Source organism: Alcanivorax sp. IL2, from assembly GCF_047495475.1.
Taxonomy (GTDB): Bacteria; Pseudomonadota; Gammaproteobacteria; order Pseudomonadales; family Alcanivoracaceae; genus Alcanivorax.
Map to the genome: position 1 here is coordinate 1,282,282 of NZ_CP179932.1, position 11,605 is coordinate 1,293,886.

12 protein-coding genes are annotated in these 11,605 nt (G+C 58.7%); 6 read left to right on the plus strand and 6 right to left on the minus strand.

The window, feature by feature from the left end:
• Window positions 1–16 precede the first annotated feature (16 nt).
• Together ACMG4N_RS05970 and ACMG4N_RS05975 are read right to left on the minus strand one after the other, a co-directional pair.
• Complete coding sequence (locus ACMG4N_RS05970) at window positions 17–1,246, minus strand: GGDEF domain-containing protein (protein WP_297769997.1); 1,230 nt, start codon at window positions 1,244–1,246, stop codon at window positions 17–19.
• A 125-nt stretch (window positions 1,247–1,371) separates the two neighbouring features.
• Complete coding sequence (locus ACMG4N_RS05975) at window positions 1,372–1,644, minus strand: Arc family DNA-binding protein (protein ID WP_297769999.1); 273 nt, start codon at window positions 1,642–1,644, stop codon at window positions 1,372–1,374.
• Window positions 1,645–1,995: 351 nt separating this feature from the next.
• Here ACMG4N_RS05975 and ACMG4N_RS05980 point away from each other — a divergent pair, with 351 nt between their 5' ends.
• The gene (locus ACMG4N_RS05980; protein ID WP_297770000.1) at window positions 1,996–2,943 is read left to right on the plus strand and encodes a LysR family transcriptional regulator; all 948 of its coding nucleotides are present in this window, start codon (window positions 1,996–1,998) and stop codon (window positions 2,941–2,943) included.
• Window positions 2,944–3,187: 244 nt separating this feature from the next.
• On the opposite strand, the gene ACMG4N_RS05985 is transcribed toward ACMG4N_RS05980, so the two are convergent.
• On the minus strand, window positions 3,188–4,096 hold the full coding sequence (locus ACMG4N_RS05985; protein WP_297770003.1) for a 6-carboxytetrahydropterin synthase: 909 nt from the start codon (window positions 4,094–4,096) through the stop codon (window positions 3,188–3,190).
• A gap of 186 nt (window positions 4,097–4,282) precedes the next feature.
• Between ACMG4N_RS05985 and ACMG4N_RS05990 the strand changes: the two genes are divergently transcribed.
• From ACMG4N_RS05990 to ACMG4N_RS06000, 3 genes are read left to right on the plus strand one after another with little or no spacing between them, the layout of a single operon-like run.
• Window positions 4,283–4,621 carry a histidine triad nucleotide-binding protein gene (locus ACMG4N_RS05990; RefSeq protein WP_414433098.1) on the plus strand — a complete coding sequence of 113 codons (339 nt, stop codon included), beginning with the start codon at window positions 4,283–4,285 and terminating at the stop codon, window positions 4,619–4,621.
• Window positions 4,622–4,623: 2 nt separating this feature from the next.
• The gene (locus ACMG4N_RS05995; protein ID WP_297770009.1) at window positions 4,624–5,226 is read left to right on the plus strand and encodes a GNAT family N-acetyltransferase; all 603 of its coding nucleotides are present in this window, start codon (window positions 4,624–4,626) and stop codon (window positions 5,224–5,226) included.
• Window positions 5,223–5,813, plus strand: a complete 591-nt coding sequence (locus ACMG4N_RS06000) for an ACP phosphodiesterase (protein ID WP_297770011.1) — start codon at window positions 5,223–5,225, stop codon at window positions 5,811–5,813. The genes ACMG4N_RS05995 and ACMG4N_RS06000 overlap by 4 nt, the downstream gene beginning before the upstream one ends.
• Before the next feature lie 2 nt (window positions 5,814–5,815).
• Here the strand turns inward: ACMG4N_RS06000 and ACMG4N_RS06005 are convergent, their stop codons facing one another.
• On the minus strand, window positions 5,816–7,120 hold the full coding sequence (locus ACMG4N_RS06005) for a sigma-54 interaction domain-containing protein (RefSeq protein ID WP_297770013.1): 1,305 nt from the start codon (window positions 7,118–7,120) through the stop codon (window positions 5,816–5,818).
• Between the two features lie 407 nt (window positions 7,121–7,527).
• Between ACMG4N_RS06005 and ACMG4N_RS06010 the strand changes: the two genes are divergently transcribed.
• Entirely contained in the window at window positions 7,528–9,237 is a 1,710-nt protein-coding gene (locus tag ACMG4N_RS06010) for a hypothetical protein (RefSeq protein WP_297770015.1), read from the plus strand.
• A gap of 69 nt (window positions 9,238–9,306) precedes the next feature.
• Here the strand turns inward: ACMG4N_RS06010 and ACMG4N_RS06015 are convergent, their stop codons facing one another.
• Window positions 9,307–10,140, minus strand: a complete 834-nt coding sequence (locus ACMG4N_RS06015; RefSeq protein WP_297770017.1) for an SDR family oxidoreductase — start codon at window positions 10,138–10,140, stop codon at window positions 9,307–9,309.
• A 61-nt stretch (window positions 10,141–10,201) separates the two neighbouring features.
• A complete protein-coding gene (locus tag ACMG4N_RS06020; protein ID WP_297770019.1) occupies window positions 10,202–11,092 on the minus strand; it encodes an alpha/beta fold hydrolase in 891 nt (296 codons plus the stop codon).
• A 3-nt stretch (window positions 11,093–11,095) separates the two neighbouring features.
• Between ACMG4N_RS06020 and ACMG4N_RS06025 the strand changes: the two genes are divergently transcribed.
• Entirely contained in the window at window positions 11,096–11,548 is a 453-nt protein-coding gene (locus ACMG4N_RS06025) for a 3D domain-containing protein (RefSeq protein ID WP_297770021.1), read from the plus strand.
• Window positions 11,549–11,605: the final 57 nt, after the last annotated feature.

Consider the following 11,605-nt stretch of genomic DNA (forward strand, 5'->3'; position numbering starts at 1 on the left):
CACTATTAACTGTTAACTAACTCAACATCTCCACCAACCCCTGACTGTTCATCAACGCCACCCGATTACGCCCGGCGCCCTTGGCCTGATAGAGGGCTTCGTCGGCCTGTTTGAGCAATTCGGCACTATTGCTGGCGCCGTGGTCGGAGCAGGAGACGCCCACACTGATGGTGACCACCTGGCTGACCCGGGAGCCGCTATGGGGCAGGCCCAGCTGCTCCACCCGATTGCGCATCCGTTCGGCAAACACCAGGGCGTCGTTGAAGCTGGAATCGGTAAGCACGATGACAAATTCCTCGCCGCCATAGCGCGCGACGAAATCGGTCTCTGCCTGAACCATGGAAAGGGGGACGTTGGATATTTTCTTCAGGCATTCATCCCCGGCCGGGTGGCCGTAGGTATCGTTGTACTGTTTGAAAAAATCGATATCGAACAGCAGCAGGCTGATGCGTTCCGGTGCATCCGGGTTACCCTGCTTGTGCAGATGGAACAGGTGATTGAGCCGGGACTCCATGCCGCGCCGGTTGATGCAACCGGTGAGGCCATCCACGGTGGCCTGGTTTTCCAGAACCAGGTTGGCGGAATGCAGTTCGTTACGATGCTGGTAAAGCACGTGTTCGGAGAGGAAGTGCTGGCGCAACAGCCGCTCGTACACATACTGGCCAAACAGGCTCATGCTGGCAAAGGCCATAGCCACCATAGTCAGAGTAGTAGCCTCGAAGGGGGTTCGTTCCGGGTTGGCGATCAGCGTGGCGACCATGGCGCTGATCATCACCGTGGAGCTGAGCAGAGCGGAGTAGAACGGCACACGAACCAGGATGCAGATCATGATGATCGACATCGGGGTGTGCAGGAAAAAGGTATAGGCAAGCGGGTGCTCGACATGCACGCCGAGATAATTGCCGGTCAGTGCGATGGCGAAAGCCAGGGCCAGCGTGGCCGGGTGAAGCCACTCTCGCCACTGGAGTGTGCGGGCGAGAATAACGCAGCCGCCGGCGAGCATCAGGGTGAATAACCGGGGGCGCCAGGAATTGGTGATCACATCCGCGCCGATCCAGGATTCGATCAGCATGGCGGTGGCGATCAGAATGGCGACCAGTCCCAGCGCCCAGGGTGCCACCTTCGACACGCTGGCCAGAAAATAAAGGCGAAAATCTTTTTCCAGCGGCTTTGGCAGACGCAGGTGCCACGGCAAACTGATGTCATTGCCGGTGGGAAGTGGGTTGTGGTTCTGGGGAGCTGTCACGGCCGATAAGGCTCCTTTCTGTCCGTGAGTCGGTGGCGGCCATGTTCCATCATAGAGTATGCCCGTTATTGAAAAAAATCACAGGCGGCCAACGGCACATTGTAAGGACAGAAGGTCGTCAGCGCTCAGTCCAGCAGGGCCAGAAGTGCCTGTTGTTTCCCTGCTGGCAGGCGCCGGAAGCGTTCCAGCAGGTACGCTTCTTCGTTGCCGTCAGGAATTGCTGTTTCGCCATGGGGCAAGGTAGCTGGCCAATTGCTGAGACTGTGCTGCAAGCGGGCAATGATCTCCGCATTCATGCTGCGATGGCTGAGGCCGGCGGTTTCCGCGACACTGGCCCGCATGCCATTGGGAAATCTAACCACGAACTTCTCGGCTCGCGTGGTTGCGCTGCTTGTCATAGTAACCTCTGAATCACACCTGCGAACGATAAATCAGCCTCTATATACAGGGCGGCTGTTCCAGACAACACGACAGGGTGTAGCGTTAACAGTGCATTAGACCTTACGCATTTTTTTGCCTTTAGGCGATACTGGCAGCTTGCCATTAAGCCTCAAACAGCGACCCGGTTAACACCGAAAACGGTAAAAATTGCTTTTACATTGCAATGTTTTCACGCAAATCTCACGCAGTGGCGGGATTTGCCCGGATATTGTCTGCTTTTGGAGGCGTAACTCATTGCCATGTGACACCTCGCATCCCGCGCTATAGAATCCATTTCGGTGATGTTTTCTTAGGTGGCGATTCATATCATGAATATTGGCGCGGCTGACCTGAACCTGCTCAAGTACCTGGACGTGCTGTTGCGCGAGCAGAATGTGACCCGGGCGGCGGAGCAACTGGGTATCACCCAGCCCGCCATGAGCAATTCACTCAAGCGATTGCGCGAACTGTTCGGCGATCCGTTGCTGATTCGTACCAGTGACGGCATGACTGCCACCGAGCGTGCTCAGGAGTTGCGCCCGCTGGTACGCCAGATCCTGTCTCAGGCCGAGCAGTTGTTTACCCCGGAAGATGTGTTCAAGCCCGCAGAAAGTCGCCGGGTGTTTCGCATCATGACCAGCGACTATGCGGAAGCTACCCTGGTGCCACATATCGTGCGGCGCTTGCGTGCAGAAGCGCCCAATGTGGTACTGGATTTTCTGACGCCGTCGGATGTGAGTTACCAGGACATGGAACAGGGCCGGGTAGACATGGCGGTGAACCGCTTCAACGAAATTCCCGGCTCCTTCCACCAGGTGAGCCTGTGGAAGGACTCCTTTTCCTGCCTGTTGAATCGGGATAACCCCATTGCCAAGGGGTTCAACCTGGACAGCTACCTGTCGGCACAGCACATCTGGGTATCGAAAACCGGTTTCGGGGTGGGGTTCGGCATGAACCCGGAAAAACTCGGCGGGCTGGGCTGGATTGATCATGCCCTGGAGCAGTTGGGCAAGAGCCGCAAGATCAGCATCTTTACCCGTCATTACCAGATGCCCGCGTTGCTTGCCATGAACAACGACCTGGTCGCCACCCTGCCCAGCCGCGTGGCGCGCATGCAGGCACAGAATGAACGCTTGCTGATCAAGGAGCCGCCCTTCGACATTCCCCAGTTCGAACTGAAAATGGCCTGGTCGTCGTTGCTCCACCACAACGTGGCCCATCGATGGTTACGAAGGCTGATTCAGGAAGAGGCGGAAAGCATTCTGGCGGAGGAGTAGCTACGAGCTACAAGCTATGCTCGTTGGATAGGGAAAGGGTAGAAAGTCCCCCAGGCGTCGGCATTTCTACGAAGCCGCTGTAGGAGTACCTCTTGAGGTGCGAACCGCGCTTGCGCGGAAATCGCCCGCAGGGCGATCAGGAATCTCAGCGCTCGACAGGTTTCAGAAAGAACGGCGGACGACAATCCTCTGTCGCCTCGCTACGCTCGGTTCGCCATGCGAGCATAGCTCCTACATAAAGGCCTCAAATCACCGCCGCGCCGCTGAGCCAGCCGCTGTGGGTCTTGCCGGGCATGTTTTCGCCGGCTTCGGCGATGGCTCCTTTGCCGATGCCTTCAAAGGCGCGCACGCGGAAGTGCTTGCCAGGGGCTTCGGCGGCCAGTTGTTCAGCGATGTGACCGGCCAGCTGTTCCACGGTGGTGTCGGTGTCCACCAGGTAGCAGTGGTCTTCCGGGATCACCAGTTCGAAGTGCCCCTGGGGGGCATCGTAGCGGAAGCGGTGGTGAGGGATCTCCTCGATGTAGTAGGTCCCTTCCAGATCTTCTTCGGTGCCCAGGTAGATATCTTCCCAGCGGTCCGCCCAGAGTTTTTCCCAGTAGCGGCTGCGTCGGCCATTCTCGAAGATATGGATGCCGGAGCGGTGGCCGTGGGCAATGCGCTGGCAATTGCCGTCGTGTTTCTTCAGACCATGGGAATAATGATAGAAAGGCGCGGTACCGGTATCTTCCTCGCGCAGCACGATGCGTACCTCGGCCACATTGTCCGGCACCACCTGTTGTACCAGGTCCATCAGGAACAGGGTCAGGTTGGCCTTGGAGACTTCCGGGCCGCTCATCAGCAGCAGGCTTTCGCTGGGTGCCACCATGCGGATGGTGCCGCCCCGGTAAAGCCACTCCAGACTGGTATTATTGTCCCGCTCGCTCACCGTGGCGTGCTCGCTGTCCACCGGCACCAGCAGTCGGTGGTCCACGTTGTCGTCGATGATCTGCTTGATGCGCTTCTTGATATGGCCGAAGTCGAACACCATGCCCTGATGATCCAGGTCGCCGGTCAGTTCCAGATCGACCAGCCAGGACTCACCGACCATGCCGCGCTTGGGGTGCAGGTAGGAGAAATCGGCGACGGTTAAATTTTCGACAAAAAGAGTGGCCATGCGGTTCCGGTGGAATAAGGTTGGGTTTCGACAGGCTGCTATAATGCCATTATTCTGGGCTGCCGCTAAGGTGTACGCCACATACAGCGGACATTTTACCCGCAGTTCCCGTGCGAGCTGTGAACCGGGGCACACACTTCGGGCCTGAAAACTGCTCGCCCTTGCCTATCCGGAGCGATTCGAACCATGGCTGAAACTCTTTTTTCCAAGATCATCGATCGCGAGATTCCCGCCGATATCATCTTTGAAGACGACCAGTGCCTGGCCTTCAGGGATATTAACCCCCAGGCGCCCACCCACTTCCTGGTAATCCCCAAGAAGCCCATCCCCAAGTTGTCTGATGCCGAAGAGGGCGACCAGGGCCTGCTTGGCCACCTGCTGCTGGTGGCAAGCCGGGTTGCCGAACAGGAAGGGCTGGAGGATTTCCGCCTCAACGTGAACAACGGCGCCGGCGCCAGCCAGACCGTGTTCCATCTGCATGTGCACGTGCTGGGTGGTCGCCCGTTCAGCTGGCCGCCGGGTTGAACATGGCTCGACGCTGGCTGGAACCGGTTACCTTGTCCGGCACCCGGGTGGTGCTGGAGCCTCTGTCGCAGGCGCATGTGCCCGGGTTGGCCCGGGCCTGTGATGACGGCGAGCTGTGGCGTCACTGGTACACCCTGGTAGCCAAGCCGGACGCCATGGATGCCTACGTGGAGCAGGCGTTGCGCCAGCACCAGGAAGAAGGGGCATTACCCTTTGCGGTGCGCCATGCGGCTACTGGCGAGCTGATCGGCTGCACCCGTTTCTTTCGGGTGGATGAGGACAACCGGCGCCTGGAGCTGGGCCACACCTGGTATGCGAAACGTCACCAGCGCTCCGGAATCAATAGCGAATGCAAGTTGCTGTTGCTGGGTCATGCCTTTGACGCCCGCGATGCCATCGCGGTGGAGCTGCGCACCCACTGGCACAACCGCCAGTCGCGCCAGGCCATTGCCCGGCTCGGCGCCAAGCAGGATGGTGTGCTGCGTAACCATACCGTAAGCCCCGGGGGGATTTACCGGGACACGGTCGTGTTTTCCATCATCAACCAGGAATGGCCGGCGGTGCGGCAAAATCTGCGTTATCTGCTGGAGCGTGGTGGCGGATGAATTACTTTGCCCACCTGACCCTGGCGCAACCCACTGCGGCGTCCAAGGTGGGCAATCTGTTGGGTGATTTCATGCGCGGGGTGGACGAAGCCTCGCTGCCGCCACCCGTGCGGTTGGGATTACGCAATCACCGCCTGGTTGACCGTTTTACCGACATGCACCCCCGGGTGCGCGAGAGTCGATGGCTGTTCTCGCCGCATCGCCGCCGGTTTGCCGGGGTTGCGCTGGATGTGCTGTTTGATCATTTTCTGATTCGCCATTGGTCGCGTTTCTATACGCAATCGCTGGATTCTGTCATTACCCGCGATTATGCCCTGCTGCGGCAAGGCGAAATTCTCATGCCTGAACCCATGCGTCGTACCACTGAGCGTCTGGTGACGCTGGATATTTTTCGTCGCTATCAGGATCTGGATCAATTGGGAGAGGTGCTGGACCGCATTGCCGCAAGAATCCGTTTTGCCAATCAGTTTGCGGGCAGCATCGAGGACATTCGTGCGCACTACGGTGAGCTGGAGCAGGTGTTTCTGGCCGTGTATCCGCAGCTGCGGCGGGTGGTTCGCGGTGCCTGCGTGGAGCGAGGACGATAACATCAATGTCGTGCCGGTAGTTGGTACTTGTCCAGCTTGCGATACAGGCTGGAGCGGCTGATGCCGAGAATCTGAGCGGCTTGCTGCACATCACCACAGCATGCCTGCAAGCAATGCTGCAGGTGTAGTTTTTCCTGTTGTTCTCGAAACTCGCGCAAGGTGCAGCATGCGGCGGGTGTTGATAGCGGGGCTGCCAGGCCAAGATGAGCGGGATCAAGCCTGCCGTTATGACTGAGTACTGCCGCCCGCCACAGACAATTGCGCAGCTCCCGTACATTCCCCGGAAAATCATGGCCCTTGAGCGCGTTTATGGCGTCCTCGTTGAGTGGATGCTGGCCGGGCAGCTGCGATAGCAGGGCGTTGGCCAGTTCAGGAATGTCATCGCGATGTTCCCTTAAGGGCGGAAGCGATTGGCACAACACATTGATGCGGTGATACAGGTCCAGCCGAAACCGACCTCTATCTACATCCTCGGCAAGCGGCCGATTGCTGGCGCAGATGATTCGGGCCGGGGAGTGATATTCCCGGTTACTGCCCAGCGGGGAATAGTGGCCGGATTCCAGAAAGCGCAGCAGTGTGGTCTGGCTGGATGCATCCATGTCGCCGATCTCATCCAGAAAGAGCGTGCCATTGGCGGCGTCATGGACTCGACCCCGTCTTGCCTGGGTCGCCCCGGTGTAGGCGCCTTTTTCATGGCCAAACAACTCGGCCACGAACAGGCTGTCGGGGATGGCCGCACAGTTCACCGCAATGAAAGGTTCGCGATGTCGGCTGGAAGCCTGGTGAATCATGCGGGCTGCACATTCCTTACCGGTGCCGCTTTCTCCTTGTAGCAGAACTGGCAGGTCGGATTGGGCGAAGCGCCTGAGGCGTTGGCGTACTTGTTCCATCTGGGCGGATTGCCCCAGCAGCAGAGGTTGTTCGGCGCATACGCTGGTGTGGCAGAGGGCGCTCATGCCCAGTACATGCCCCAGCGTGTTGTGCAGGTGGGTCAGGTTGCAGGGCCAGGTGAAATAATCCCGAAAGCCGTTTGCCACCAGGTGTTGCATGCCCTTGCAGCGCATGGCGCTGTTATCCGTGATTGCCAGGTAGTGACCACGCTTGAGCTGGCCGAGAAAAGGCGCCAGCTTTTCCCGCTGTTCTGTCGTTCGTAGTTCCAGAATGCCCACTGAGGGCCATGCCTGAGGCTTCAGGCTGGTCAGGGGTTGCTGCACCAGATGCCAGCCTTGCTGGTGCAGGTGTTGGGCCAGGGGGGATAGCGTCTGGCTTTCCCAGGCAAACAGGGCCTTGCGGACCAGGGCGTTCATGGTGCTGTCCCGGTTTTGCGACTCCCTTCGCGTTATTGGGAATGGGCGTCGCGTCCTGCGCGTTCGCTAACCTCCTGTTTCTGCCCTCCATCACCAAGATTTACACCATCGGTTGTCTGCTTATATCCGGGCTTTGCAACAAAACGTTGTTGGCATGTAACGCTGTCAAACGGGTGGCGCCTGCATCATCGCAGGGTAATGGCAAGAAGGGAGAGCAACTATCTGAAATTGTTGGTTTTGTTTTTTCCGTTCAAGGCATGGCCGTATTGGCGTCCCGAAATTGGGAAAAAATACGGCAAAAAAATAAGCGTCTTTTTCCAAGTCGTTCAAAAACAACCAATAAAAATCTGGCCCGTTTTTTTCAATGTTGCCTCTGGTATACGCGTATTTATCTGGAGGACGGTCCCATGAAACGATTAGCAGTCTGGCAGCGCTGTTGCTGCTTTCTGATAGCTTTTTTTCTGGGGGTGACGTCCCCGGCAATGGCCAGCAACTTCATCGAAATGGACGGTGATGCAATTGATAATGCCGACCAGGATTGGCAAACCTTCCATAATGGAAACGATAACGGCTCGGCAGCCTTCAGCGGCATCATTGCTGATCCGGCTCCCCTGAGTATTTTTACCGGCGGCGGCTCCAAGGACATCAACGATATTCCCAGCTGGAAGTACCGTGACGGTTCGGTGCCCGACAAGAATGATCTGACTAACGGGTATGCAGCCGGCAAGTTGGTCAATGGTGATCTGGTGCTGCATTTCGGTGCCGACCGTTATGCCAACAATGGCGATGCCATTATCGGCTTCTGGTTTTTTCAGGATCAGGTCGGCCTGGGCGAGCGAGGGGCCTTTGTCGGTGAGCATCAGGAAGGGGATATTTTCGTGGTAATGGAGTTTCCCCAAGGCAGTACCAGCACGCCATATGTGCAGGTGATGCAGTGGGTGAACAGTGGTGGCAACATCAGCAGCAATTTGCAGGAATTGTTTTCCACGGGTGATCCCAAGGACCCGGGTTTTATAGGAGCACTATGCGGCGGCAGCAACGATGATGTGGCCTGTGCCATCACCAATGAGATGTCCGAGACAAGCCCATGGCCTTATCTGTCAAAGACAGGCGAGACGGACTTTCCGCCGGAGTCTTTCTTTGAAGGTTTTCTGAATGTATCCGCCGCCTTGCAGCTGGCAGGCCAGGCTGGCGCGACTCCCTGCTTCTCCAGCTTCATGGTGGAAACCCGTTCTTCCCGCTCGGTGACCGCCCAACTAAAAGACTTTGTGCTCGGCCGCTTCCCGTTGTGTGGCATTGATGTCAGCAAAACCTGTGATGTCACCCGTCTGGCTACGGTGAATGACGATACCGACCGTACCTATGTGGTGGATTTCCAGGGGCTGGTTACCAACAGCGGTGCGGGCACCTTCCCGGCTGGTGAGACGCTTACGGTGATTGATGATGCCGGTACCCCGGACGATACCAGTGACGATGTCACGCTGACGCAAACGCTGCTGTCTGCGTTCGCCCCTGGGCAGACGTTGCCTTTCAGCGGAAGCTTCTTCAGTAACGAAAACCCGCCAACCAATACGGTGGATGCCAGTCTCACCTTTGGTGCCGCCACTGTGTCTGCTGACCCGTACTCCATCCAGTGCCAGTCTTTGCCACTAACGCCAGGGCTCTGGGTCGACAAGGATTGCAGTTCCGGTCTTGTGGCTGAAAGCGGGCAGGTCGTGTTGCAGGTCGGGTATGACATTGCCGTGTGCAATACCGGTGAAGTGCCGCTCAGTGTCGAGCTGGATGACCCTACCGCGGACTATATGAATACGGTCCTGCTGGATGCGGGTCTGCTTTGTGAGACGGATGCGGACTGTGCTGAAGGCGTGGTATGCCGAGGTGTCGGCATGGGGGAAGGAGAGACCGTGGTGAAAGGGGTTTGTGATGCCACCGGCGACATCCTGGGCAGTGATGTCTGCTTTGATGTCAGTGGTGATTACCAGCCGAGCACGGTGCCTTCCGGTGATCGCTACCAGTCCAGCAATACGGTCACTGCCACGGGCAGCAACAGCGAGATTCTGGATGAGGACATCGAAGCCAGCGCCTCTGACCAGTGCAACCTGTGCCCGGGAGGTTAATGAAAATCTGCTTTGTGTGAGGTGAACCTTCAGGGGCCCGTTGGGGGCCCCTTTTTTATGTCGTTGAACTTACAGCGTAGGCAGATCCAGCTCCGCCATGGTGTCGTAATACAGCTCTTCCGCCAGCTTTGCATTGCGTGCCCGTGGCGAGCGCAGTGCTGGTTTGTGATTGGCGAAGTATTCGCCGGTAACCTCGGCGTACTGCGGATCCAGGGCCAGACTGACGGGCAGGGTGGCGGCCTTTTCCGGGGTGGTGAGGGTCGGGCGAATCAGGGCCATGGCGGCCTTGGGCACATGTCGGAAAATGGGCGTGTCCACGCCTCCCGGGTGCAAGGCGTTGCTGGTAATGCCGAGTTCCTGCAGGTGCTCGGCGAGCACATTGCTGAACAGGATGTTGCCCAGCTTGGATTGACCATAGGCATCCATGACCAGATAGGGCTTGCGGCCGCGCCAGGTCTTCTTGTTGATACGCCCCAGCCAGTGCGCCACGGACGCCACATGCAGAATGCGTGGCTGATTGCCTTTCTTCAGCAGCGGCAGCATCAGGTGGGTGAATAGCACCGGGGCCAGATAATTGACCCCGAACTGCATTTCGTAACCGTCGCGGGTAAATTCCTGCTGGGTCGGCACCACGCCGGCGTTGTTGATCAGAACGTCCAGTTCACCCAGCTCCCGGTAGATGAGGGCTGCGTTGTCGCGCACATTTTCCAGGTCGGAAAGATCCAGGGGAAACAGGCGCACTTTGGCGTCGGGATGGCGGTTCTTGATGCGGGCGATAGCGGCCTGACCTTTGGTCTGGTCGCGACAGGCCAGGGACACTTCCGCGCCATGGCTGACCAGTTGCTCGGCGGTACAGTAGCCGATGCCGGAATTGCCGCCGGTAATCAGAACGCGCTTGCTCATGGTTTACTCCGCTGGGGTTTTCGCCAGCTTACCAGTATGAGTGTGTCCTGTGAGGCCAATCTCAGTGCGGGGTGCGGGCAATCCAGTCGAGAATATGGTCCGCCACAAGCTGCCACTGAGGCCCTTGCAGCAGCAGGTGGGGGGCCTGGGGGTAGAAGCGGTACTCGCCCCGCTCTGCCAGGTGGTCGTGTAGATGGCTGATGCCGGTGGCGGGTACGGAGTTGTCCTTGCCGCCATAGAGCAGCAGTGACGGCGTCTGGAGTGATGGCGCCTGGTCGCTGGCACTGTCGGCCAGCTGGATCAGACCCCAGTAGGCATCCATGCGTACGTTGCGGATCACCCGGGGATCCTCGGCCAGTCGCCGGGCACTGTGGGCCGCCAGGTTCGGGTCATCGGGCTGGCGATCCACGGTCAACTGGTAACCGGGGGCAATGAAGGCGGCGCTGGCAATGGCGGCATTCCAGCCGTAGCGCAGGCGGATGCCCTCGCGCACGGCAGGCCCGGCGAGCACGATGCCGGCGACTTTGTCAGGTGCTTGCAGCGCTGCCAGGATCGCCACAGCACCTCCCAGACTTTCCCCCACCAGGAACACCGGGCGCTGATAGCGTTCATAGAGTTGCTCGATCTGATAAACCGCTTCTGACACCAGTTGCTCTTCCCCGGCCCATTGCCCTTGCTGGGTGCGTTCGCCGAACCCGGCCTGGTCATAGCTGACCAGCAGGTGTCCGTTGTCGGCAAAGTAGGGGCCCATGGCGTCAAAGGCAGCGCCGAAGTCGCCGAAGCTGTGCAGCCCAAGGACCACCGCATCGGGATTGCCGGCGGGTTGCCAGTGGCGCAGGGTGTCGGTGAGGGCTGCGGGCGCAGCCGTGTCCTCCGCCCTCTTGTCGGAAACCAGGTTGCAGGCCGACAGCAGACCGTGAAGCATAATAAGAGTGACCAGACGGAGAATCATGCCATGAGCCTAGCAGTCAGCCCGCAACGGCGGGTGAATGCCGCCACGTTTACCCTGGTACTGGTGGCGGCCACCTGGCTGGTGGCGCGGTGTGAGGCGGATCAGACCAAGCCTGCCGCGCCGGACCCGGTGACCATGACGGTCACTGCCACGGCTTACAATTCCCTGCATGGCCAGGGGGCGGGAGCGGACCATGCCCTGGCCGCCTGGGGCGATCGCCTCACACCGGGGATGAAGTCCATTGCGGTGTCGCGGGATCTGATTCCCATGGGGCTTGGGCATAACGCGCAATTGCAGATCGAAGGCCTGCCCGGTACCTGGGTGGTGAAGGACAAGATGCACTGGCGCTGGAAAAAGAAGATCGATATCTATATGGGCGAGGATGTGCAGGCGGCGCGGAACTGGGGGCGGAGGAAGGTGAAGATTACATTTACGGCGACTCAATCAGAGCAATAGCCCTCTATGCCCACTTTGTAGGAGCGGGGCACAGAGAGCGCCGCTCCTACAGAGGTG

Coding starts and splice junctions, on each gene's coding strand:
- ACMG4N_RS05975 (WP_297769999.1), bottom strand. CDS start 1,644: ATGACAAGCAGCGCAACCACGCGAGCCGAGAAGTTCGTGGTTAGATTT.
- ACMG4N_RS05980 (WP_297770000.1), top strand. CDS start 1,996: ATGAATATTGGCGCGGCTGACCTGAACCTGCTCAAGTACCTGGACGTG.
- ACMG4N_RS05985 (WP_297770003.1), bottom strand. CDS start 4,096: ATGGCCACTCTTTTTGTCGAAAATTTAACCGTCGCCGATTTCTCCTAC.
- ACMG4N_RS05990 (WP_414433098.1), top strand. CDS start 4,283: ATGGCTGAAACTCTTTTTTCCAAGATCATCGATCGCGAGATTCCCGCC.
- ACMG4N_RS05995 (WP_297770009.1), top strand. CDS start 4,624: ATGGCTCGACGCTGGCTGGAACCGGTTACCTTGTCCGGCACCCGGGTG.
- ACMG4N_RS06000 (WP_297770011.1), top strand. CDS start 5,223: ATGAATTACTTTGCCCACCTGACCCTGGCGCAACCCACTGCGGCGTCC.
- ACMG4N_RS06005 (WP_297770013.1), bottom strand. CDS start 7,120: ATGAACGCCCTGGTCCGCAAGGCCCTGTTTGCCTGGGAAAGCCAGACG.
- ACMG4N_RS06010 (WP_297770015.1), top strand. CDS start 7,528: ATGAAACGATTAGCAGTCTGGCAGCGCTGTTGCTGCTTTCTGATAGCT.
- ACMG4N_RS06015 (WP_297770017.1), bottom strand. CDS start 10,140: ATGAGCAAGCGCGTTCTGATTACCGGCGGCAATTCCGGCATCGGCTAC.
- ACMG4N_RS06020 (WP_297770019.1), bottom strand. CDS start 11,092: ATGATTCTCCGTCTGGTCACTCTTATTATGCTTCACGGTCTGCTGTCG.
- ACMG4N_RS06025 (WP_297770021.1), top strand. CDS start 11,096: ATGAGCCTAGCAGTCAGCCCGCAACGGCGGGTGAATGCCGCCACGTTT.